Source organism: Chryseobacterium sp. MMS23-Vi53 (genome assembly GCF_047651245.1).
In the GTDB taxonomy this organism is placed as follows: domain Bacteria; phylum Bacteroidota; class Bacteroidia; order Flavobacteriales; family Weeksellaceae; genus Chryseobacterium.
Genome location: NZ_CP180265.1, coordinates 4,595,496 through 4,618,274, shown reverse-complemented (window position 1 = coordinate 4,618,274; position 22,779 = coordinate 4,595,496). Strand labels below are relative to the sequence as shown.

The window sequence follows — 22,779 nt, the reverse complement described above, 5'->3', positions numbered from 1 at the left end:
GACTATGAAAAAGAACGTTTTAAATATTGCAGCTTTATTTTTAAGTATTCATGCATTTTCACAAAATATTCAGACAGCTAACAATTCTGATGGACCAACTTTAGGATATTCTTTAGATTCCGGTGTAAAAATTCTTACTGTAAACGGAAAAAAGTTTAAAGATTCAAATAAAGACGGAAAATTAGACAAATACGAAGACTGGCGTTTACCTGTCGAAGAAAGAGCTAAAGATCTAGCTTCCAAAATGTCGGTTGAACAAATTGCAGGATTAATGCTTTACAGCGGGCATCAGGCAATTCCGGCTCCTTCGGAAGGCATCAGAGCAGGTAAATACAACGGAAAATTTTTTAATGAAAGCGGAGCCAATGCTTGGGATCTTACCGACCAGCAAAAGAAATTTTTAAAAGAAGACAATCTTCGCCATGTTCTGGTTACAACCTTACAATCTCCCGAAGTTGCTGCTAAGTGGAACAATAATCTCCAGTCTTACATCGAAGGGCTAGGTTTGGGAATCCCGGCGAATAACAGTTCGGATCCAAGACATTCCGCATCAATTACAGCTGAGTTTAATGAAGGAGCTGGCGGACAAATTTCGCTCTGGCCGGACGGACTGGCAATGGGAGCAACTTTTGATCCGGAACTGGTGAAAAAATTCGGGAATATTGCAGCTCAGGAATACCGTGCGTTGGGAATTTCTACGGCTCTGTCCCCCCAGATCGATTTGGGAACAGAACCTCGCTGGTACAGAATTGCTTACGTTTTCAGCGAAAGCCCGGAGCTTACAACTGACATGGCGCGAGGATATATCGATGGTTTCCAGACTTCTTCCGGAAAAGATGTGATCAAAAACGGCTGGGGCTACAAAAGTGTGAACGCCATGGTAAAACACTGGCCGGGAGGCGGTCCCGAAGAAGGCGGACGCGACGGACATTGGGCAATGGGAAAATTTGCCGTTTATCCAGGAAATAATTTCCAGAATCATGTAAAGCCGTTTACTGAAGGGGCTTTTAAACTAAATGGAGGAACAAAAGAAGCTTCTGCAGTGATGCCTTATTATACCATCAGTTTTAATCAGGATACCAAAAATGGTGAAAATGTTGGAAATGGTTTCAGTAAATATCTAATTACAGACTTACTTCGTGGTAAATACGGGTACGATGGGGTTGTTTGCACCGATTGGCTTATCACAGCAGATGAAGGAAAGACGCCGGGAACGTTCGCCGGAAAACCTTGGGGTGTAGAAAAAATGTCGATTGCGGAGCGCCACTACAAGGTGTTGGAAGCAGGTGTTGACCAGTTTGGAGGAAACAACGACAAAGGACCTGTTTTGGAAGCCTACCAAATGGGCGTAAAAGAGCATGGCGAAAAATACATGAGAAAGAGGTTTGAACAGTCTGCAGTCCGTTTGTTAAAGAACTTTTTCAGAACAGGTTTATTTGAAAATCCATATGTAAATCCGGAAGAAACCAAGAAAATTGTCGGAAATCCTGAGTTTATGAAAGCGGGTTACGATGCACAGGTTAAATCTATTGTCATGCTGAAAAACAAGGCTAATATTTTACCTGTTAAAGACAGAAAAACAGTTTACATTCCGAAAAGATATTCTCCTGCAACATTCAACTGGTGGGGAGTTTATACTGCTCCAATGCTCAATTATCCGATTGATTTGAATTTCGTTAAAAAATATTACAACGTAACAGATGATCCAACAAAAGCAGATTTTGCGATTGTTTTTGTCCAGAGTCCGCACAGTGAGGAAGGTGGCTATAGCGATGTTGATGTAAAAAACGGCGGAAACGGATATCTACCGATTTCTTTGCAATATCAAACTTACACCGCTACCGATGCCCGTGAAAAAAGCATTGCAGCCGGAGATCCGGTGGTGGCTCCCAATAATCACAATAGAAGTTTTAAAAATAAAACAACTACGGCGACCAATTTCACAGACTTATTAACAATTCAAAATACACAGAAAGCGATGAACGGAAAACCTGTCGTTGTTTCTGTAACGGCTTCCAAACCTATGATTTTCTCTGAATTTGAGAAAAATTCGGACGGAATTCTAGTGAATTTCAATGTTTCCAACCAGGCGGTGATCGACATCATAGCCGGAAAATATGAACCTTCAGGTTTATTGCCTCTGCAAATGCCTTCCGATATGAAAACCGTTGAAATTCAAAAAGAAGATGTTCCTTTTGATATGACTCCTTATAAAGATTCAGAAGGTCATTCCTACGACTTCGGATATGGACTGAACTGGTCAGGAATTATCAGAGATGCAAGAACTCAGAAGTATGTAAAATCAAATCAATAACCTTAATATTATGAAAAAATTAATCATAGCAAGTATTTTTCTTTTGGGAATCAACTCTATAAATGCCCAGAAAAAAGTTCAGCTTTATAGCGGAAAGGCTCCGGGAACTGAAAACTGGACACAAAAAGAAGCGCAGACTTATTCAGATCTATTTAAAACTGAAGTAGTTTATAATGTGACGCAACCATCCATTTTAATTTATGAAGCAGATAAAACCAAGGCCAATGGAACAGTGATCGTTATCGCTCCCGGCGGAGGTTTTCAAAGTTTATCGATCAACAGAGAAGGAATTGATTTAGCCAAAAAATTGGCTTCTCAAGGAATTACAGCAGTTGTTTTAAAATACAGATTATTAGAGACAAAATCCAACGATCCTGCCCGTGAAATGATGGAAAACATCAAAGACAGAACAGGATTTGATGCGAAAACAGCTCCTATCAAAGCGATGGCGGGAGACGATATCAGAACGGCAATTTCTTATGTAAGAACTCATGCAAAAGAGTTGAATATTCAACCCGAAAAGCTTGGTGTCATCGGATTTTCTGCAGGTGCAAGCGTAATTCTGGAAAGCATATTCCACAGCAAAGATGCTTCTACCCTTCCGAATTTTGCAGCTTCGATCTATGGTGGTCCAAGCGAAGAAATTCTGAAAGCACAAATTCCGAAAATACAGCTTCCGCTATTCATTTGTGCAGCAAGCGATGACCAGCTCAAGTTGGCTCCAAAATCGGTTTTACTGTACAGCAAATGGTTGGAAGCAGGGCAGCCTACAGAACTTCATCTTTATGAAAAAGGAGGTCATGGCTTTGGAATGGGTATCCAGAATCTGCCTGTTGATCAATGGTCGGACGTATATCTTGACTGGTTGAGATTTCACAAGTTTTTATAAAATTCAAATTTTTAAAAGTGAAAATGTTTAATTCAAAAAAATAAATAGATGAAGAAGAATGTATCTACGCTGATCAGACTTTCTCAAAAAGCAAAATATTCGGGATTATTTCTGACTTTGTTGGCAGCATCGCCTCTCGCAAAGGCTCAGAATAAAACTCAGACCATCACTGTTGACGGAAAAACATTTAAAGATTTAAACAAAAACGGAAAATTAGACACTTGGGAAGATACTCGATTATCGGTTGATCAAAGAATTGATGCCATCATCAAACAAATGACCAACGAAGAAAAAGCATCATTTCTCATTGGAACAGGAATGCCCGGAATTGAAGTATTGACGGGACCTGTAGGAGATTCTAAGCAAGGTTTGGTACCCGGAGCAGCGGGTGGAACTTTTGAGCTATCGAGATTCGGAATTCCTTCAACTGTGGTCGCGGACGGACCTGCAGGATTAAGAATTGCTCCAACCAGAAAGGATGATTCTAAAACTTATTATGCAACAGCATTTCCAGTAGGTACCGCATTGGCTTCAACATGGAATAAAACCTTGTTGGAACAGGTCGGAAAAGCTATGGGAAACGAGGTGAAAGAGTATGGTGTTGATGTTCTTCTGGCTCCGGCGTTAAATATTCACCGAAATCCTCTTAACGGAAGAAATTTTGAATATTATTCTGAAGATCCATTAATTTCCGGAAAAACAGCTGCCGCAATTGTGAATGGAATTCAATCGCAGGGTGTAGGAACCTCCATCAAACATTTTGCCGCCAACAATGAGGAAACGAATCGCTTAACCATCAATGCTCATGTCTCGGAAAGAGCGATGCGTGAATTGTACTTAAAGGGATTTGAAATTACCGTTAAAGAATCTCAGCCTTGGACAGTAATGTCTTCTTACAACCTCCTGAACGGCGTTTATACTTCTGCCAGCAAAGATCTTCTAACCCAGGTTTTAAGAAATGAATGGGGCTTCAAAGGTATTGTAATGACAGACTGGTTCGGTGGTTTTCCTGGTTTTGAATCCATTAAAAACGGAATAAGCTCTGATGTTATAAAACAAATGGAAGCAGGAAACGATTTGCTGATGCCGGGAATTCCGGTGCAGAAAAAAGCGTTGCTGGATGCATTAAATTCAGGAAAATTGTCGCAAAAAGTTGCAGATTTAAACATCAAGAGAATTCTTGAATTTGTTTTCAGGACTCCAACTTTTGCGGAATATCGATACAGTAATCAGCCGGATCTGGTTAAAAATGCCGAAGTTACGAGAAATGCTGCTGCAGAAGGAATGGTTTTGCTTAAAAATGAAAATAATACACTCCCATTTGCAGACAAACAAAAACAGGCCGCATTGTTCGGAGTGACTTCTTACGCATGGATCACAGGTGGAACGGGAAGTGGAAGCGTAAATAACAAACACACTGTTTCTTTGTTGGAAGGTCTGAATGCTTCCGGATACAAACTGGATAAAGAACTTGTTGATTTATACCAGCCTTACGCAGAAAAAGAGGCTGCTGCAGAAAAAGACAGAAGAAAAGCAAGAGGAATTCTGGCTCTCCCTGAAAGACTTCCGGAAATGAAATTCGAAGAGAATTTTATTAACCAAAAAGCCGAAACTTCGGAAATTGCTTTCATCACACTGGGTCGAAATTCCGGTGAAGGCGGCGACCGTGTGGTTGATAATGACTTCAATATTGCTACGGACGAAATAGAGTTAATTGACAAAGTCACCAAAGCTTTTCACGCCAAAGGTAAGAAAGTCGCAGTTATCCTAAACATCGGTGGCGTAATAGAAACCGCTTCGTGGAAAGATAAAGTGGATGCTATTTTATTGGCTTGGCAACCAGGTCAGGAAGGTGGTCACTCTGTTGCAGATGTGCTTTCAGGAAAGGTAAATCCGTCCGGAAAACTTACAATGACGTTCCCTGTAAAATATTCAGATACACCATCAGCGAAAAATTTCCCGGGTGTTCCTGCCGAAAATCCGAAAGAAGTAACGTATGAAGAAGGAGTTTATGTTGGTTATCGTTATTTCAACACATTCAACGTAAAGCCTTCATTCGAATTCGGTTACGGAAAATCATACACAAGTTTTGATTATTCTGCCATTAAAATCAGTTCGCCAATTTTCAAAAATAAAATCGAGGTAAGTGTAGAAGTCAAAAACGTAGGAAAAGCTTCTGGAAAAGAAGTAGTTCAGTTGTATTTATCGGCTCCGCACCAATCTATTGACAAGCCAAAATCTGAATTAAAAGCTTTTGCAAAAACGAAAGAACTGAAGCCCGGTGAAAATCAGACAGTAACTTTTACTTTGAGTCCAAAAGATTTAGCATCTTTCATCACAGAAAAAAGTGCATGGATTGCCGAATCAGGAAGTTATAAAATTTCAATTGGAGCTTCTTCATTGGACATCAAACAAAATGTAGAATTTTCACTTCCAAAAAAACTTACGGTTGAAAAAGTTCAGCATGTTTTTCCAGCGGATAAAAAATTTGAAGATTTAAAACCTTAATATTTCTTGTATTTATTTAATTTAATAATTTTATTTTTTTTATCTCGCTGATTTGGCAGTTTACGCAGATTTTTATTTTTTAATCTTGTTTAAATAATTAAAGCTAAACTAAAAAGAGGTTCACAATGAACCTCTTTTTTTAATAGGTATTATTCAGTCCACCATCCAAAGGAATACTCGTTCCCGTAACATAGGCTGCAAAATCTGAAGCCAGAAAAGATACCAAATGTCCGTATTCTTCAGGTTTTCCTAATCTTTTCATAGGAATTTTTTCTTCTCTCCCCTTTTTAATTTCTTCCACAGACCGACCGCTTTGCTCCGCTTCATGATCTATTAAATTTTTAATTCTCTCTGTATCAAAATATCCGGTTAAAACATTATTTATCGTAACATTATGTTTTGCGACTTCAATGGAAAGTGTTTTCGACCAGGCAATTACCGCAGAACGGATCGAGTTTGAAAGCGCCAGATTAGGAATCGGTTCTTTCACAGACAATGACGATACATTGATGATCCTTCCGTTTTTCTCAGCGATCATGTGTGGTAAAGCCAACATTGTCGTTTCACAAACAGTTTTAAACAAAAGGTCAAACGCTTTTTGATAGTCTTCAACATTTTTATCAAATGCCATTCCCGGTTCTGGTCCATTCGTATTATTCACCAAAATATCAACAGAATTATCTTTGAAATATGCAGAAATAATTTTCTTATAATTTTCAAAATCAGAGAAATCAGTAACCAAATATTGATGCTTTTGTTGATTATTTATAACCGGAAGTGAAGTCATAAAATCTTTCAATTTTTCTTCATTTCGAGCCATTATGGTTACATTTGCTCCGCATTTCGCCAACTCTATGGCGATCCCTGCTCCTATTCCTTGTGTAGCCGCTCCTACCAAAGCATTTTTTGAATTAAGTTGAATATTCATATTATAATTTTTTAAAACTATTAGCAATTTAACCACAAAAGACAAAAAAGATTTTTTGATGTTTAATCCTTAAGAAAAATCAAAGTAAACAATAGCTTTTGAAAAGCTTTTTTTCATTCTTTCATAAACTTTTGAAGTTATTTTAAATTAAATATCAAAAAAATCTTTTGTGGTAAAAAAAACATTGATGTAATAAATTAAAAAGGTAAGAAATTATTTCATTTCGAGATGGAAGAAATCCAACGAAATTCAGTTTCTTTTTATTAGAATTATCATTAAATTTACAAATAATTCAAATTTTTCACTTTATCTTAATGATTGTACCCTTATAAATGATAGGAAATGTTGCAAGATTAATATTTTTCTTCGGCTTATTTTTCTCTTCGCTGATGCTTTCTCAATCTAAAAGAAATATTCAGGAATTTAAAGATAAAGTTGCAGCCAATTCTGAACTTTTCAATACGAATATTGATAAAGCATATCTTCAAATCAATCAACTCATTAAAGAATCGAAGACTGTAAAAGATTCTATTTCAGAGATGAGACTTTTGGAGCGAAAATGTCGATATTTTTATAATAAAAATCAAGTTGACAGTCTCATTATTGTTTCTGAAAAATTGCAAAAAGCCTCGTACGAATACAATAATATTTATTATGAAGCGATGGCAAATGTTTACATCGCAGAAACATATTCACAAAATAAATTTTATGATAAAGCTATTTTCCATTTAAATAACGCTTACGAAATTCTTCAAAAAGACCAATCAAAAACAAAAAAGATTTTCTACGCAAAAGCCAATGTTTTAAGCAGTTTTGCCAATGTTTATCTAGACAAAAACGAGCCTAAAAATGCAGTAAAAAAATTACTCGAAGAGATAAAAAGCGGATTTGAACTGAAAAATCACAAGGAATTTGCCCAATTTCAATACCTGAATTATGCAAATATTTCAAATATATATGCATTATACAACATGGATTCGGCGTATTATTATGCAAAAAAATCAATTGAAATAAAGCCTTCCGATATTTCCGAAGATAAATCGATGATTGATAATTACACGGTGATCGGACAGTATTTTAAATCTCAAAAAGATTATAAAAATTCGGTTAAAAATTTTCATGAAGCATTGAAAATCAGTAAAAAAATAGGTGTTGAGCTTAACATTAATAATATTCACAAATCGCTTGAAGAAATTTATCGTGAGAACAATCAAAAAGACAGTGCCGATTTTTATGAAAATAAAATAAAACAATATGAATTTCAAACGCTTCAAAGCAAATATAATTCGCTTCAGGAAGTTATCAGCAAAGACACGCAGGAACAAAACCAGTTATCCAATAAAACTCTTTTGTTGTGGGGACTTTCCTTCGTTTTGTTAATTGGTATTTCTTTATTTCTTTATTTTAAATTTAAGAAGAAAAAAACAGAGGAAACCAACCAAAATCTTCATGAAACCTACAAGCATTTGATCGGATTAATTCAAAATAATGATCCCAGTTTTATGTTTGCTTTTGAAAATGTCTTTCCTGAATTTTCTGATAAATTATTAAAAATAAATCCAGAATTACAACAATCGGAAATCGAATTTTGTGCCCTTTTAAAATTGAAATTAACAACCAAAGAGATCGCAAAATATACATTTATAGAAACCCGAACTGTTCAGAATAAAAAATACAGACTCAGAAAAAAGTTTGAAATTCCTCAATCTGTTGATATTTATAATTGGATTGACAGTATTTAATTTTCATTTTTCTCCACATTAATAATTATTACTATTAAAAAAAATTGAAATATTTATTATTAATAATTCAACAAGAATTTATTAATAAAAATAGAATAATTTTTCAATTTCCTTCATTCGATTTTTTTCTAAAACTTCTTATATTTTATCAAATTCATAAAAAGAGAACTTAAAAACATCAAAAAGTATGTAATGAGTATGTCTTTTTTTGACAAATCCACTCAAAAAAGAGCTTTAATTCCATTCAAGTAATAAATTTGTTAAACATTCTTCATCAAGAGAATTGCGCCAAAAATCACAATTTATCTCAAACCAAAATTCGTAAAAAAAGCTCACAATTTTAAACATTCTTTTATTATGAAAAACAACTCTTTTCTTTATTTCAGCAAAGCTCTTTTGGTGTTCGGATTCGCTCTGAATATTTTTGCAAACGCTCAGCAGTGGGATAATGTAGGTTCTGTTACAACTGTTTCAGCAGGTGGAAGTGGCTATAACAATTTAGCGATTGATGCATCTGGAAATTATTATTTGTCGTATTATGATACTTCTGTAGCAAAAGGCACAGTTCAGAAATTTGACGGAAATGCATGGTCTTATCTAGGCGGAACTGCAGGAATTACTACAGGAACTGCAACTTTCAGTTCTCTCACACTAGACGCACAAGGAAATCCGTATTACAGCAACCAGATCAGTTATCCCGGAACTGGAATGGAAGTAAGAACTTTTGTATCAGGGTCATGGACATTATTACCTAACGTTACTGCTAATACGGTAAATTATCAGGCAACAGCCATTTCACCATCCAATATATTATTTGCTTACAGCTCAGATGGTTCAGGAACAGTGAGAAAATATGTAAATGGGGCTTGGGAGCAGGTTGGAACTGCCGGTTTTGCCGGTGGAGCAACTTTTGCCGAGATGGTGATCGGTTCTGATAACAATATATACGTATGCCAAATTGCAAGTGGCGTGAAAGTTTACAGAATCAGTGCAAATGCTACAAGCTCAGACTCTTGGACATTATTAGGTGGCGCGGCTCTTGGAAATGGCTATACTTCGGATAACTCATTCAGCGACATTGCTTTGGATGGAAATAATAATCCTTATGTGGTCTACGTTTCGAGTTCGGCTGAAGGAAGAAAATTGAATGTAAAAAAATTTGATGGAAACTCTTGGATACAAATTGGGGCTGCAAATTTCTCTGACACTGTGGTAAACAACACGGCAATCACAGTTGGCTCAGAAGGAACGCCTTATGTTGTGGCCAGTATTTGGGACAGTTCTAATGCCAATCATACAAAAAATTCAGTATATAAATTCAACTCAGGAACTTCTGTTTGGACGAAAATTGGTGGAGATTTTGTTTCGGACGGAGCAGCAACTTTCAGTGATCTGGCGATTGATAAAGTGAATAATTATCTCGTTTTAGCATACTCTCAAAGCGGTACGAAAGTGAAGAGAATTTCTTTGTCTACATTGGCTGTGAATGACATACAAACTCAAAACACTATCGGAATTTATCCAAATCCAACAAAAGGAGCTGTAAATATAAAAACGAATTCTAAGATAAAATCTGTTGAAGTTACGAATACTGTCGGACAAATTGTAAGTACAAAATCGTCTGAACAACAAGTTGATCTTACCAATGTTCCATCAGGAATTTATTTTGTAAAAGCTGTTTTTGGAGGCGGAAATACAATCGTTAAAAAAGTGATTAAAGAATAAATTTTTAATTATTATATAGTTTCGAGAAATAGCGTCATTCAGGGGAGTGACGTTATTTCATTTTCATTAATTTTCGGAAATAGCTTTATAAAATTCATTGTAAGCAATTACAAGATTTTCTAAACTAAATCTACGATTCAGACCACTTGTATTCGGCAAAACCCAAACTTTAGCACCACAAAAATCTTCTTCCTGTTTTCCCCACAAAATTTCTTTCTTTTTGGAAAATGCTTTGTAAGCAGCCTTTCCTAAAAACGCAATATACTTGGGTTTAAAGTGATTCATTTTAGTTTTAAAACTTTCCAAAGAATCATCAAATTCATTTTTTGAAAGTTCATCTGCTCGTGAAGTTGCCCGTTCAACAGCCGTGGTTAAACCATATCCAAAATCTAAAATACTTGTATCATGAATTGCTTCAATCTGATAAGGCGTAAAACCCGATTGATGCAACACTTTCCAAAAACGATTGCTTTTACCCGAAAAATGATAACCAACATCGGCAGATTTTAAACCAGGATTGATTCCACAAAAGACAATAGTAAGATCTTTCTTAATAATATCCGTAAACATTTAACTTTAGATTAAAATTTTTAAATCAATAAAATCAATTCTCTTCATTAATTTTATTCGGCTTGCTTACATATTTATTTCCTTTCACAAAAAATCTCCACGGCAACAGCGCATCTTCTTTTGCATATTCAACTCCAACCCTTGGAACTGCTGCAATTTCATTAGAATGATATCGAATTCCATGATCTTCTATCCAGATTTCTTCACCCGTTAAATCCTTTTTATTAAAACTACGATCGATTCCCAAAGCCTTCGCCGAAGAGCCAGGACCAGATGAAATGGCAGCCTTTGTAAAAGACATTTTTCTCCTGATCTCCATAATATCTTTCCCGATCAGAGGTTCGACAGCTCTCACCAAAACTGCGTGAGGTTCGTCTCTCACCGAAGTTACAATATTAAATAGATGGTGAATTCCGTAGCATAAATAAACATAGGAAACACCGCCATCACTGTACAAAGTTTCGGTACGGTCGGTTCTACGGTTTCCGTAAGCATGAGAAGCTTTGTCGATAGCCCCAAAATAGGCTTCTGTTTCTACAATAATTCCGGCAGTTATTTGCCCATCAATATTGGTAAAAAGTACTTTTCCTAAAAGATCTTTAGCCAGAAAAATGACATCCTGATTTTGATAATATGAAAATGGCAGCTTCAAAATGGTTTGAATTTATTTCATGATAAAGATAAAAATTTAGAATAAGTTTAATTAAACATATTTAAAAAACACCTAATATTTTTGAACCATTAAGAGATATTTAAGAAGTTTAGAAAATTAAGAAAAACTTTGTTTTTATCTTAAAAAATATAAATAATATCAATTAAACTTAATTTCTTAAATATCTCTTAATCGTTCAAAAATCAAAAGTTAAGCAACAAAAGAATAAAAAAGATTTTACTTCTTCTTATAATGAATAGTTGATAATCCTTTTAAAATCTCAGCGCTTTGCTCAGGGGTAATATCGCGCTGTGCTTCAGCCAGCATTTCGTAACCTACCATAAATTTTTTCACACTTGCAGATCGTAACAACGGGGGATAAAAGTGCATGTGAAAATGCCATTCCGGATGCTGTTTTTCATCGGTTGGAGCTTGATGAATTCCTGCTGAATATGGAAAGGAAATTTCAAATAGATTATCATATTTTATAGTTAATTGTTTTAAAATTTCAGCAAAATCATTGATTTCTTTTACTGTAAACTCTAAAATATTTTCTATTTTTCTTTTACTGATAATCATTGTTTCATAAGGCCATGTTGCCCAAAAAGGAATTAGAGCAACGAAATTTTCGTTTTCTAAAACAATTCTTTCATTTAGATTTAATTCTTTTTCTAAATAATTTTCTAAAAGCGATTTTCCTCGTTTTTCAAAATATTTCCGAAGATTTTCCTGAGTTCTCAAAACCTGTGACGGAATCGACGACTGCGCCCAAATTTGTCCATGCGGATGTGGATTGCTACAGCCCATCACAGCCCCTTTATTTTCAAAAATTTGTACATGATTGATGTAATCTAAACTTCCTAAATTCTGATATTCCTTTTGCCAAGTTTTAATCACATTTTCAATATCTTCAACAGGCATTTCGGGAAGTGTTAAACTATGATCTTCAGAAAAACAAACCACACGATTGATTCCTCTTTCAGGTTTCAAAACAAACAAATCATCCTGATAATCAGCAAATTCCACTTCTTCTTTCAACAATGCTCCAAAATCATTATCAAAAACATAAACTCCATGATATTCAGGGTTTTTGCTTCCATTTACACGCTCATTTCCCGAACACAAATAGCAGGTTGGATCATGTTTTAACCTTTTCTGCTCTACAACAGCCTCCTGTTGCCCTTGCCACGGACGTTTTGCGCGTTGTGGAGAAACCAAAATCCATTCATCCAAAAGAGGATTGTAACGTCGATGCGGATGATCTTTATAATTAAATGCTGTATTCATTTTCCTTATATTCTTTTGTTCCGTCAGAAATTTTCACTTCATATATCTTTAAATCAATATGATAAGCTGATTTATAAATCTTTTTGATTTTCTCAGTCACTTCAGCCACATTTTCATTTTTAATAAGATTGATAGAACAGCCCCCAAAGCCACCTCCCATCATTCTTGCTCCCAAAACGCCATCCATTTTTATAGTTTCTTCCACCAAAAAATCAATTTCCGGACAACTTACTTCGTATTGCTTTGAAAGTCCAAAATGAGTTTGATTTAATAGTTCCCCAAGTAACTTAAAATCTTGATTATAAATAGCTTTCGCAGCAACTTCTACCCTTTTGATTTCTTCGATAATGTAGAGACAGCGCTTATAGATAATTTCGCCCAATTCACCTCGAACAGAATCCAACATTTCATGGGTGCAATCGCGGAAGGTTTCCATTTCATTGAAATTATCATGAATAATTTTCTTTCCTTTTTCAACCTCTTTTCGGCGATCATTATAACCGGAGGTAAGATGTGTGTGCTTCACACGACTATCCAAAAGAATAAAACTGCAACCGTCCATTTTAGCATCATAATACTGATAATCAAGCGAATCGCAACTCAACATTACGGCTTTATCTTTTTGTCCGAAAACCGATGCAAACTGATCCATTACTCCACACTGAACTCCTACAAATTGATTTTCAGACCTTTGACCAATTAAAACAACTTCTTTTTTGGTAAAATTTAAATTAAAAATTGAATTTAAAGCATAGGCAAACCCGCATTCCAAAGCTGCAGAAGACGAAAGCCCCGCTCCCATCGGAATATTTCCACTGAAAACAACTTCCATACCTTCAATTCTTTTTCCGGTTTTCCGAATTTCTTCAGCAACTCCAAGTAAATATTTCACCCACATCGGAGAATCTCCTTCAATTTTTTCATTAATTTTAAAGGAAAATGATTCATTTAAATCATAAGAAAAAATTTTGCAATCATTACTTTCAGAATTTTTTCGGATTGCTAAGCAAATATATTTATCAATAGCTGCCGGAAGTACATATCCATCATTATAATCGACATGTTCTCCAATAATATTAATTCTTCCCGGAGACAAAAAAATATAATCGGGAACTTGGTTAAAATGCTTTTGAAAAGCATTGCGGGTGCAATTTATTAATTGATCTTTCATGTATTAATAAAGTTAAAAAACTTTTAATTTAATTTTTTCGGAAATATAGGTTTTTAACAAAAAATAACAGCTTTGAGATTATTATTTTGTAATCTCAAAGCTGCTTTCTAGCTCATAAATCTCTTAATTATAAAATTTTTCATCATTTTTATTTGTGTAATTACCTGCAACCTTTGTGTTAGAAGGTTTTTCATTGTCATAAAACAATCGTTAAATAACTTTGCAAAGATATAAAGTTTGTTTACATTTACAGACCATTACCTACCAGTTTTTAAAATTTTACTACTAGTTTTTACACAAATGAAACTCATTAATATCAATCGGAAAAGTTCGAATCCCATTTACAAACAGATTATTGAAAGCATTGAAAATGCAATAGTTACGAAGAAACTTTTTCGAAATGACAAACTCCCTTCCGTCAATAAAATTTGTATTGAACATACCATTTCCAGAGATACCGTTTTCATGGCTTATGAAGATTTAAAAAAAGAGGAATTATACATTCTATTCCTGCAAAAGGATATTATGTAAGAACAGAGGATTTCATGTATAATGAACGTTATTTTTTACTTTTTGACGAATTAAATACGTTTAAAGAAGATCTTTTGAATTCATTTCTTGAAGGTTTAAAGGGAAAAGTGCAGGTAGATACATTTTTCCATCATTTCAGTCTTGGAATGTTCCGAAAATTGATTCTTGATAATGCTGGAAATTATTCAAAATATATCATTATGCCTTCAAATGTGGAAGGTATTGAAGAAATTATTGATAAACTTCCATCTTCTGATGTTTATATAATCGACCAAATGAGAGATTCTTTGAAAAAGTATTCAGGGATTTATCAGGATTTCATTAATGATATTTTCAATGCAATGGAAGCTTCTTTAGAAACATTAGAAAAATACAATCACTTTATTTTAGTGTTTCCCGGACAAAAAGAACCGATTGATATGGTAAACGGTTTTGTAAAATTCTGTGAAACTTACAAGAAAAAATACTCGATTATTCCCGAATTTAAAAAGCATAGTTTTAGAAAAGGGCAAATATTTCTGATTCCGAACGATCGGCAATTGGTTGAAACCGTAGAAATCTGTAAAACTAAACATTTAAACATTGGAGAAGACATAGGAATTATCTCTTATAATGAAACTCCTCTTAAGAAAATTGGAGCAAATGGCATCACTACTTTGTCCACAGATTTCTCCGAAATGGGAAAAATACTTTCTGAAATGGTTCTAAAGGGCGAAAAATCACAAATAATTAATCCTTCAAAATTATATTTAAGAAACTCTCTATAGTTTTTTGTGTTCCATCATATTAATTGATTTAAAATAAGTTACAAATAATCACAAAAAAGTGATATATTTGCACTTTCTGATTTCATCTATTTTCCGGATATTATCTTTTTGTAATATTAAAAAAACAAATCTCTAATTATTGAAATATTTATTTTTAATTTATATATTTGCTATATATTACTAATTATAAATGTTTATAATTGTAATAATTCAGATTGTACCCGTTTATCGTTAAGAATAAAACTAAAAACTTTGAGTTTTAATATAGTTTGAATAATTAATAAATTTTTATTAACAAATTATTACTAATTCTTATTATTATTAAAGATAATATAAAAGTTAATTAATTTTATTCCTCATAACAAGAAAACCTTTATAACATAAGGTTCTAGGTATCTTGTTATAAAATACCCCTCAAAAATTCAATACCCCTAGTGCAATGAAAAATTTGACCATGAACGGCTATGTGCCAATTGAAAAGCCAGACATCGACCACTTCTCTAATAATTTTATAATTAGTAGAAGTTGGCTTATTAACAACCTTGTGATTAATAATTCTTTATTAAATTACCTTTATTGTTAACAATACAAGAATAAACAGACTATTTTATGCCATAACAAAAATTCCTCTTTTTTGCCGAAAGAAGCAGTCTTTGTTGTGGAATCCCCTTCCATAAATTCAATACCATCACAATGAAAAACTTGACCATTATTGGATTAACGCCCTTCGAAAAACCGGACGTTAGCCTTATGCCTACTTTGTATAAGGCGGGTGCATTTCCCGTTTTAAGTTTAGGTCATGATATGGCTACCGCTCAGGAAGCGCTTAATCAACTCGAAACAATTGATATACCAACTTTTGGTATCTCTTTTTCAAACGAAAAATGTACAACCCTTCAAATTCCTGAAAAGGCAGAAATTGCCATTCTTCCTTTTGGAATTTCCATGAACAGTAACAAAAACCTTGCCATAATTTATCAGGTAAGCAATTTAGATGATGCCAAAAAAGCAGAACAATCTGGTGCAAAAGGAATTATCATTAAAGGAAATGAAGCCGGAGGATTAGTAGGTTACGAATCTACATTTATCCTTTTCCAGCGTGTGATCAAAGAAATCACAAGTATTCCCGTATGGATACAGGGAGGGATCGGGCTTCACACCGCAGCAGCAGCCAAATCTCTTGGTGCCGCAGGTGTTGTTTTAGACAGTCAGCTTGCCTTATTCCCAGAAACTTCTGCTCCCAAAGAGATTAAAGATTTATGCTCAAAATTAAACGGAACAGAAACAAAAATCATTGCCAATCATCGCGTATTGGTAAGACCCAACTCTCCTTCTCTATCTGAAAATATAACTGCCGAAGAGCTTAAAGCATATTTCACAGATCTTGATGTAAGTAAGAGCTATATTCCTATGGGACAGGATATTTCCTTGGCAATCGATCTATATGAAGACTTTAAGAATCTGAAAAAATTAGTTTTCGGATTTAAAGAAGCCATGTACGGTCATTTGAAACAGGCAAAAGCACTTCAAATCGTCGATAAAGAAAACAGTTTAGCGAAAGATTTAAACTTAAAATATCCCATTGCACAAGGTCCGATGACTCGTGTGAGCGACGTTCCTGCATTTGCGAATGCGGTTGCAGAATCGGGAGCTTTACCATTCGTTGCTTTATCTTTATTAAAAGGTAATGCGGCAAAATCTTTGGTATTTGATACAAAAAATTTAGCCGGAGAAAAAACATGGGGTGTCGGAATTTTAGGATTTGCACCACAGGAATTAAGAGACGAACAAACTTCTTATATTTTAGAAGCTAAACCACCTGTCGTTTTAATTGCGGGAGGAAGACCGGCTCAGGCAAAAATTTTTGAAAAAGCAGGGATTAAAACATTCCTACACGTTCCCTCTCCCGCCCTTTTAGATATTTTCTTGAAAGAAGGCGCAACGAATTTCATCTTTGAAGGTCGTGAATGTGGTGGTCACGTTGGTCCGCTTTCCAGCACGGTTCTTTGGGAAAAACAGATTGAAAGAATATTAAAAGAAGATCATCCGGAAAACATCAGTGTATTTTTTGCAGGTGGAATTCACAATGATTTTTCGACAGCTTTCGTTTCCATTATGGCGGCTCCGTTAGCGGCAAGAGGTGTGAAAGTAGGTGTATTAATCGGCACTGCTTACCTTTATACCCAAGAAGCTGTTTCTTGTGGAGCTATTCAGGAGGAATTCCAATTACAGGCGTTACAGGCTAAAGAAACTGTTTTATTGGAAACCGCTCCGGGACACGAAACACGTTGTTTGGATACGGCTTTTGCTAAATATTTTAACGAAGAAAAATCTAAATTAATTGCAGCCGGAACCGACAAGAAAGAAGTTTGGGAACAGCTTGAAAAATTAAATGTTGGTCGTTTAAGAATTGCTGCAAAAGGCGTTGAACGACAAGGAGATCAATTGGTAAATATTCCTAAAGCAGATCAATTGGATTTGGGAATGTATATGATTGGTCAGGTGGCGACAATGCAAAACAAAGTCATTTCTTTGGATGAATTACACGAAAATGTAAGCATTAATAATCAAAAATATATTCAGGAAGCAAAACTTTCAGAAGAACCAGTTTCAGTTGAAAAACCTTTAGATATCGCCATTATTGGAATGGAATGTATTTTCCCTGATGCCAAAAATTTAGAGGAATACTGGAGAAATATCGTTCTTGGGAAAGACAGTGTAACCGAAGTTCCGGACGAAAGATGGAATAAAGAATTATACTATCATCCGGATTCCAATGAAGCCGATGTTTCCCATTCAAAATGGGGCGGATTTATTCCTAAAATCGATTTCGATCCATTAGCCTTCGGAATTCCGCCACAGTCTTTGGCCGCTATCGAGCCAACACAATTGCTGACTTTATTGGTAGCAAAACGTGCAATGGACGATGCAGGTTACGGTGAAAAACATACCAACAGAGAAAATATTTCTGTTATCATCGGTGCTGAAGGTGGTAACGATTTAGCAAATAGTTATAGCTTCAGAGGGTATTACAAGCAGGTCTTTGGTGAACTTCATGAAGAAGTGAAAGAAGCTTTTCCTCATACGACAGAAGATTCTTTCCCTGGAATTTTAGCGAATGTAATTGCCGGAAGAATTACCAACCGTTTAGATTTAGGCGGAAGAAATTATACCGTAGATGCAGCCTGTGCTTCTTCTTTGGCAGCGATTGATTTGGCTTGTCAGGAATTGGTTTTAGGCAAATCAGATATGGTTTTGGCAGGTGGTGCGGATTTACACAACGGCATCAATGATTATCTGATGTTTTCCAGCACACATGCGCTTTCCAGAAAAGGGAGATGTGCCACTTTCGACAGTGAAGCAGACGGAATTGCTTTGGGTGAAGGCGTGGCCATTTTAGTTTTAAAAAGATATGAAGATGCCATAAAAGATGGTGATAGAATTTATTCGGTGATAAAAGGTGTTGGTGGTTCAAGTGACGGAAAAGCACTTGGATTGACTGCTCCGAGAAAAATTGGGCAGGTTCGTGCGTTGGAAAGAGCGTACACTCAGGCCGGAATCAGTCCAGCATCAGTAGGATTGGTTGAAGCGCACGGAACAGGAACTGTTGTGGGTGACAAAACCGAATTAAGTGCGTTGACGAATTTATTCAGTCGTTCCGGAGCTTTGCCGGGACAGACGCATTTAGGTTCAGTTAAAACCCAAATCGGGCATACAAAATGTGCGGCTGGTTTGGCTGGTTTAATTAAAGCTTCATTGGCAGTTTATCATGGAGTAAAACCTCCGACCATTCATCTTCAACAACCGAATGCGTATTACAACTCAATAACAAGTCCGTTCGCTTTCAATGCAGAAACCGGAATTTGGTCTGATAAAAACCGTTATGCAGGAATCAGTGCATTTGGCTTTGGTGGAACAAATTTCCACACGGTTATTGCCAATCACCCTAAAGAAGATGATTCTGCGGTATTGCAGTCTTGGCCTTCGGAATTATTTGTGTTCCGTGGAGATACGTATGATGAGGCTAAAATTCAATTAAATCAAATTAAATCTTTACTTGAAGTTAACGACAGTATCGCTTTAAAAGATATTGCTTACAGCTTAGCGACAAGTTCAGAAAAACAGGTTCAGTTGAGCATTGTTGCCGATACAACCGAACATTTGATGATGAACATCGAATTAGCATTATCAGGAATTGAAAGCAAAGACACATTCACCGTTAATAAAAAAGAAGGAAAAGTAGCGTTCTTATTCCCCGGACAAGGCAGTCAGCGCATCAATATGGCACGTGATTTATTCGTAGCCTTCCCAGAAATGAGAAAATTAATCGACGCTTATCCTGAATTGGAGAAAGTAATTTTCCCTTCAAAAACATTTAATGAAGCTGATTTAAAACAACAAAAAGAAACAATAAAAGATACCCGTTTAGCGCAACCACTTTTAGGAATCGTTGATTTGGCATTGGCTAAATTCTTACAATCAATCGGAATTGTTCCTGATATGTTAGCGGGTCACAGCTACGGAGAATTACCAGCATTGTGTTTCGCAGGTGTTTTCGAGGAAGAACAACTGATTGATCTAAGTGTTCAAAGAGCTAAATCGATTTTAAACTCTGTTGAAGGCGGTGATCCAGGCTCTATGATTGCAGTAAGCGCAACGAAAGAAAACTTACAGCCAATTTTAGCACAGGTTGAAGGTTGCTATCCCGTAAATTACAACGCTCCGACTCAATGCGTCGTAGCGGGAAGTACAGAAGCCATCAACAAATTAATGGAAGTCTTAAAACAGGAAAGAATTTCAGCGAAAAAACTGGAAGTTGCCTGCGCATTCCACAGTCCGTTATTGGCGAAATCTAAAGGTTTATATCAAGCGGTTTTAGACAACGTTCCTTTTAACAAAATGCAGATTCCGGTTTGGTCGAATACGACGGCAGAAATCTATCCGACAAACGTTTCTGAAATCAAAGAAAGATTAACAGATCATTTAGTACAGCCCGTAAGATTCGTGGAAGAACTTCAGGCAATGTATAACGATGGCGCAAGAATTTTCATCGAGGTTGGTCCCGGAAAAGTATTAACCGGATTAACGAAATCTTGCCTTGAAAAAGATCAATTAACGCTGTTTGTGGAAGATAATAACACGAATAAATTAACGCATCTTCTTTCAACGCTTGCTCAATATTTGGGAACAGGCCGAAGCTTTAATATTGCTAAACTTTTCGATGGTCGAAATGCAAAATCCATTCAAATCGATCAGCCAGAATTGTACAAGAAAAGTCCTGCCATTTGGCGCGTGAACGGACAAGCAGCTCATCCAACAACAGGTTCACTTCCTGTTAATGGTGCATTACCCATCATAAATCCACTTCAAATGAACAATTTTACTCAAAATACTCAAACTCCTGTCGCTGAAAATCAGACGAATGCGGAACGTATGTTACAGGAATATTTAAACAGCATGAAAATGATGATTCAGGCGCAACGTGATGTGATGCTTTCCTTCCTGGGACAAAATCCACAGGTTCACCAAGCTCCTGTTTATCAAGCTCCGATTCAAAATGTTCCGGTTCAGAATATCCCTGCTCCTGTTGTTTCAAGTCCAACAAATGACGGTGCTGAAAAAACTGTTATTGTTCCTACGAAACAGACTCCGACAAAGGATATCAAAACATTATTGCTGCAAGTTGTAAGCGATAAAACAGGCTATCCTCACGAAATGTTGGGTATGGAAATGGATTTGGAAGCAGATTTAAGCATTGATTCCATTAAAAGAGTTGAAATCATTGGTACGCTGAAAGCTGAATTGGGTTCTTTCTCTTCAAACACAGCAAATGAAGACACCATCATGGAACAATTAGCGGGAATCAAAACATTAAATGGTTTAGTTTCTTGGTTAACAGAATATTCAGGAGCTTCAAATACAATAGAAAAAATTGGAGTTAAAGAAACTCAGGCTTCAACCTCTCAAGTTCAGACTGGATTTTCTCTTGAAGAACTTCAAACGGCTATTTTAAATATCGTAAGCGATAAAACGGGGTACCCCAAAGAAATGTTAGGTTTAGACCTGGATTTAGAGGCAGATTTAAGCATCGATTCCATCAAACGTATGGAAATTATCGGTGATTTAAAAACCAAAATCGGCTTCGGTGGCGATATGGAACAAGCAGATGATTTAATGGAAAAATTAGCTGCGATTAAAACACTAAATGGATTAGCTTCTTGGATTCACGAAATGAGCGGAAATGCTCCTTCTGAACCAGAACAAAGTGCATTATCTCGTCTTCGTTTTGATTTGACTCCAACTGATATTTTTTTAAGTGAAAACAAAGAAATCCTTCACCGAAAACGTTTTGCTATTACTCAAAATGATAGCAATCAGACGTTAGCGATTAAAAATGAGCTTGAAAAACATGGCGCCATTGCAGAATTAATTGATTCTGCTCAAGATTTAACCAATTTTGACGGATTAATTATTCTTGATTTATTCTCATCTTCCGCCAATCACAACATCATCGACCATGTTGATTTAATCAAAAAAATGGATCTTGATAAGGCAAAATGGATTTACCTGATTTCAGATATTCCGGCTCACGTTCAGGAATTGACGGACACTACTCTTTTGCGTCATTACAAAGGACATCCGGGACTTTTCAAAAGCTTAGCTCGTGAGTTTGAACAAACGAATTGCAGACTGATCAGCTTAACATCCCCTCAACAAATCGATCAGATCGCAGAAATTGCTTTAAAAGAAATTTTATCAACCGATAAACCTTCAGAAGTGATTTATAAAAATGACCAAAGGCATAAAGTGGATATTATTCCATCACCGTTGTCAACTGGTCTAAGCGAAGCACAAATTCAACTCGATAAAGATTCTGTTGTTTTGGTTCTTGGAGGTGCACAGGGAATTACTTCCGAACTCGCAAAACATATGTCACAGGCTTATCCTTGTACGTATATTTTAGTAGGAAGATCTGCTGATCCGAGAAATCAGGCAACAAATAGAGAATTAGAAGTCATGAAAACCAAGGAAGAAATAAGAGCCTATCTTATCAAATCCGGAACATTTACTTCGCCTTCCGAGATTGAAAAAGAAACGATAAAAGTTTTCAAAAATAATCAAATTCTACGCACAATCCGCGATATGGAGCAATTGGGAAATACAATTGTTTACCAGTCATTAGACCTTTGCGATGAAAATGGTTTGTCTGAATTAATCAATAATATTTACGAAAAATACAACCGTTTAGACGGAGTTATTCACGGCGCTGGATTGTTGGAAGATAAATTATTCAAGCAAAAAACAACAAGCTCTTTCGGACGTGTTTTCGATACCAAAGTGAAGCCGCTTCGTGTATTGGCGGAACAGCTTCGTACTGATTGTCAGTTTGTCGTATTGTTTTCAAGCATCGCTTCGGTGTATGGAAACAAAGGTCAAACCGACTACGCAGCCGCAAACTCTGTTTTGGATGACTATGCAAATGCTTTAAATAAAAAACTAAAAGGAAAAGTAATCTCCATCAACTGGGGACCTTGGAAAGGAGCCGGAATGGTTTCTCCAACCCTGGAAACAGAATATGAAAGAAGAGGTATTTCTTTAATTCCATTGGAACAAGGGAAGGAAATTTTCCTGAACGAAATTAAATATGGAACTGAAAGTCAGGTATTAATCATGTCTGGAAGTAATTGGTAATCT

At 35.7% G+C, this 22,779-nt stretch carries 13 protein-coding genes; 8 read left to right on the top strand and 5 right to left on the bottom strand.

Annotated features, from left to right (window positions below):
* Nucleotides 1-4 precede the first annotated feature (4 nt).
* Genes ACKX2A_RS20490 through ACKX2A_RS20480 form a run of 3 tightly spaced genes read left to right on the top strand, consistent with a single transcriptional unit; the run spans nt 5 to nt 5,711 of the window.
* Nucleotides 5-2,314: a glycoside hydrolase family 3 N-terminal domain-containing protein gene (locus ACKX2A_RS20490; RefSeq protein WP_415326931.1), complete on the top strand. Its 2,310-nt coding sequence runs from the start codon at nt 5-7 to the stop codon at nt 2,312-2,314.
* Between the two features lie 10 nt (nt 2,315-2,324).
* Nucleotides 2,325-3,203, top strand: coding sequence for an alpha/beta hydrolase (locus tag ACKX2A_RS20485; RefSeq protein ID WP_415326930.1), 879 nt, complete (start codon nt 2,325-2,327; stop codon nt 3,201-3,203).
* 48 nt (nt 3,204-3,251) lie between these two features.
* Nucleotides 3,252-5,711 (top strand): glycoside hydrolase family 3 C-terminal domain-containing protein, encoded by a 2,460-nt coding sequence (locus ACKX2A_RS20480; protein ID WP_415326929.1) that lies wholly within the window; start codon nt 3,252-3,254, stop codon nt 5,709-5,711.
* Nucleotides 5,712-5,850: 139 nt separating this feature from the next.
* Here ACKX2A_RS20480 and ACKX2A_RS20475 read toward each other — a convergent pair whose 3' ends face one another.
* Nucleotides 5,851-6,639, bottom strand: a complete 789-nt coding sequence (locus tag ACKX2A_RS20475; protein WP_415326928.1) for an SDR family oxidoreductase — start codon at nt 6,637-6,639, stop codon at nt 5,851-5,853.
* 332 nt (nt 6,640-6,971) lie between these two features.
* Here ACKX2A_RS20475 and ACKX2A_RS20470 point away from each other — a divergent pair, with 332 nt between their 5' ends.
* Both ACKX2A_RS20470 and ACKX2A_RS20465 read left to right on the top strand, forming a co-directional pair.
* Entirely contained in the window at nt 6,972-8,381 is a 1,410-nt protein-coding gene (locus tag ACKX2A_RS20470; RefSeq protein ID WP_415326927.1) for a tetratricopeptide repeat protein, read from the top strand.
* Between the two features lie 357 nt (nt 8,382-8,738).
* Nucleotides 8,739-10,106 (top strand): T9SS type A sorting domain-containing protein, encoded by a 1,368-nt coding sequence (locus ACKX2A_RS20465; RefSeq protein WP_415326926.1) that lies wholly within the window; start codon nt 8,739-8,741, stop codon nt 10,104-10,106.
* Between the two features lie 66 nt (nt 10,107-10,172).
* Here ACKX2A_RS20465 and mug read toward each other — a convergent pair whose 3' ends face one another.
* The 4 genes from mug to galK form a co-directional block, all read right to left on the bottom strand.
* Nucleotides 10,173-10,676: a G/U mismatch-specific DNA glycosylase gene (gene mug, locus ACKX2A_RS20460; protein ID WP_415326925.1), complete on the bottom strand. Its 504-nt coding sequence runs from the start codon at nt 10,674-10,676 to the stop codon at nt 10,173-10,175.
* A 34-nt stretch (nt 10,677-10,710) separates the two neighbouring features.
* Nucleotides 10,711-11,328, bottom strand: a complete 618-nt coding sequence (locus ACKX2A_RS20455; RefSeq protein WP_415326924.1) for a DNA-3-methyladenine glycosylase — start codon at nt 11,326-11,328, stop codon at nt 10,711-10,713.
* A gap of 237 nt (nt 11,329-11,565) precedes the next feature.
* Complete coding sequence (locus tag ACKX2A_RS20450; RefSeq protein WP_415326923.1) at nt 11,566-12,615, bottom strand: UDP-glucose--hexose-1-phosphate uridylyltransferase; 1,050 nt, start codon at nt 12,613-12,615, stop codon at nt 11,566-11,568.
* Nucleotides 12,599-13,786 carry a galactokinase gene (gene galK, locus ACKX2A_RS20445; protein ID WP_415326922.1) on the bottom strand — a complete coding sequence of 396 codons (1,188 nt, stop codon included), beginning with the start codon at nt 13,784-13,786 and terminating at the stop codon, nt 12,599-12,601. The genes ACKX2A_RS20450 and galK overlap by 17 nt, the downstream gene beginning before the upstream one ends.
* Before the next feature lie 300 nt (nt 13,787-14,086).
* Between galK and ACKX2A_RS20440 the strand changes: the two genes are divergently transcribed.
* From ACKX2A_RS20440 to ACKX2A_RS20430, 3 genes are all read left to right on the top strand, one after another.
* Nucleotides 14,087-14,317 (top strand): GntR family transcriptional regulator, encoded by a 231-nt coding sequence (locus tag ACKX2A_RS20440; protein ID WP_415326921.1) that lies wholly within the window; start codon nt 14,087-14,089, stop codon nt 14,315-14,317.
* A gap of 14 nt (nt 14,318-14,331) precedes the next feature.
* Nucleotides 14,332-15,084, top strand: a complete 753-nt coding sequence (locus tag ACKX2A_RS20435; RefSeq protein ID WP_415326920.1) for a substrate-binding domain-containing protein — start codon at nt 14,332-14,334, stop codon at nt 15,082-15,084.
* Between the two features lie 693 nt (nt 15,085-15,777).
* Nucleotides 15,778-22,776, top strand: a complete 6,999-nt coding sequence (locus ACKX2A_RS20430; RefSeq protein ID WP_415326919.1) for an SDR family NAD(P)-dependent oxidoreductase — start codon at nt 15,778-15,780, stop codon at nt 22,774-22,776.
* The last annotated feature ends 3 nt before the right edge of the window (nt 22,777-22,779 follow it).